Annotated in this window: 3 protein-coding genes; 1 reads left to right on the top strand and 2 read right to left on the bottom strand. The window is 60.5% G+C overall.

Translation table 11 applies throughout. The features are described 5' to 3' along the window. The coding region (locus EA795_RS20465; protein WP_240645059.1) for a thermonuclease family protein at positions 1 to 797 on the top strand (797 nt) is incomplete at its 5' end. A 232-nt stretch (positions 798 to 1,029) separates the two neighbouring features. Here EA795_RS20465 and EA795_RS20455 read toward each other — a convergent pair. Further along, complete coding sequence (locus tag EA795_RS20455) at positions 1,030 to 1,458, bottom strand: hypothetical protein (RefSeq protein WP_147456328.1); 429 nt, start codon at positions 1,456 to 1,458, stop codon at positions 1,030 to 1,032. Between the two features lie 485 nt (positions 1,459 to 1,943). Further along, positions 1,944 to 2,470: alpha/beta fold hydrolase (locus EA795_RS20450; RefSeq protein ID WP_147456327.1), on the bottom strand; the 527-nt coding region annotated here is incomplete at its 5' end.

Here is a 2,470-nt window from a genome sequence, read left to right as displayed (position 1 = left end):
GCCGCGTGATCGGCATCGCCGACGGCGATACCTTCAGCTGCCTCACCGCCAACCGGGATCAGGTGCGTGTTCGGCTGGCCGGAATCGACGCACCGGAGTTGGGCCAGCCCTACGGCCTTCGTGCGCGACAGGCCCTGTCGGGCTTCGTATTCGGCAAGGACGTCACACTCATCGTCCAGGACCGCGACCGCTACGGGCGGACCGTGGTGCAGGTGAAGGTGGCCGATCTCGAAGTGAATGCCGAACTGGTCAGGACCGGTGCCGCCTGGGCATATCGCGTTTATCTGAAGGATCGCACTCTGCTGAATCTCGAAGCGGTGGCGAAGGAGTTCAAGCGGGGCCTGTGGTCACTGTCCAAGGCGGAACGGAAAGCCCCCTGGGAATGGCGCCAGGACAAGCGCGGCACTTCTGTTATGCAGACCGTATCCAAACGGCCGGTGCCGCCGGTGGCCTCGCAAGGCGGATTCAGCTGCTCGGTAATCAAGTCGTGCGCCCAGATGAGCGGATGCGCAGAGGCTCGCTTCCAGCTTCGGACGTGCAGGAATCCGCGCATCGATGGTGACGGCGACGGGATTCCGTGCGAGGCGATCTGTCGGTACTTGCTGTGCCTTGTCTGGGCGCAGTCGCGAGTATCGGCTCGTTATGAACCGGTATGGATCATCCATGCGATGAAGGCCACTAGGGGCACAATCAGCACCAAGCCGCCGACAGCTACCGCGAAGCCCCAGGCAAAGCCCCGCTCGCCTTGGAACCGGCCACCGCTGAGGAAAGCCAGCACACGACTGCCGATACGGTGAGCCAACAGATTGATTGCGACGTCCGAGATGAAGTCCATTTGATGTCCGTGTGCTCGAGCCCTGAAGCGAATGGGCGATGGTTGAAGCATCTATGGACGGTCTGTGTATGGGTCGCATCCTACTTACAGATTGCTGGTCCTCGAATTGAGTTACAGAGCCCGCGTGACAGGTAGCGTGTCCGACCTTCATGCCCGAGTCATGCAGAAGATCGATTGTGAACCGGTCGTCTCCCCTACAGTGGGGTTTCCCCATCGACACAGAACCATATCTGCCCATCTTCCACTTCGATGTGGCCATCGATGACGAGCGGCCGCCAGCCCTTGGCACCCCTGTTCGGCTTGGCATTGGGATCATTGGCCACCGGCACTATCGCACGCGGCGTACGCTGCCCCCCGATAACCATGTCGACATGGCACTGCCAGCGTGAGTGGCCGGCCCTTGGGTTCTGCTTCGACTCCGCCAGATTGTAGTGCGCGCCATTCGTGCGGAGTGGGTATCGGATCCGAGCGCCTTTGTCGTCTCGTTGCCACTGGTGATCCCAGGCGTCGAAGACAATCGTCTGATCAACCTCATGCGACCAGTGGAAGCGCGGCGCGAGCCCATGGAAGCCAAGCATCTGAAGAATATCCTTGCGACGACGAAGAGCGCTGTTTCTATCCATGGTCTTCCCCAATTCTTGAGGATGGTGGGTTGAGCATGACGGTCGATACGTATTCCGGCGGCCCGGGAAGATGATAGTGCAATGGTGGCGTCTCCCGGGCGGAGCCGGGTCGCGCTGGCGTGCTACGCATCGAGCCGGCCGTGCCGTCTCGCCCCCGGGAGGGCTTTCATCGCTGACGCGGTAGCAACTGAGTCCGGTCTGTCGCGGCCCCTTCTCGCTCCATACTTGCCGTCACGACTGGCAGGTATCGGCCAAAAGCGGTCATCCGGTATCTACAAAATCCGGGGCGATTCAGCCAGCGAGTAATCACGCTGTGTTCGCTTAACACCTTGCTACATCTGGATCTCCAAGAAGTTGGATTGGGAGGTGTAAACCTTGTTCAGGACGGGACATTGAGACTGCTGAAGCCTGCATCATTGCGGGCTTTGTTGGCGGTAAAAAAGCCGACCGTGGGAGCCCAGGGTCGGCGCGGTGAAGCAGTTCATTCAGTTCTTGAGGAAGTTCAGCAGATCCTGATTGAAGCGATCCTTGTGCGTATCGGTCAGGCCATGGGGCGCACCGGGGTAGACGATCAGCTGCGCGTCCTTGATCTGCGCGGCGGAGGCCTTTCCGGAGATGTCGAGCGGCACGATCTGATCGTCATCACCGTGGATCACCAACGTCGGTACGTCGAATTTCTTCAAGTCCTCGCGGAAGTCCGTGGCCGAGAACGCGGCGATGGAATCGTACGTGTTCTTGTGGCCCGCTTGCATGCCCTGTGCCCACCAGCTGTCGATCAGGCCTTGCGAGACCTTGGCGCCTGGGCGATTGAAGCCGAAGAACGGACCGGAGGCGATGTCGAGGTAGAGCTGCGATCGGTTTTCCAGCGAGGCCTTCCGGATGCCGTCGAAGACTTCCAGTGGCACGCCGCCCGGATTATCGGCCGTTTTCAGCATCAGCGGCGGTACGGCGCTGATCAGTGCGGCTTTCTTGACCTTGTCGGTACCGTGGCGGCCAATGTAGCGCGCCACTT

This window comes from Stutzerimonas nitrititolerans (assembly GCF_003696285.1).
Classification (GTDB): Bacteria; Pseudomonadota; Gammaproteobacteria; order Pseudomonadales; family Pseudomonadaceae; genus Stutzerimonas; species Stutzerimonas nitrititolerans.
The sequence above is the reverse complement of the archived record's forward strand: the minus strand, read 5'-3'. Positions and strand labels throughout refer to the sequence as shown.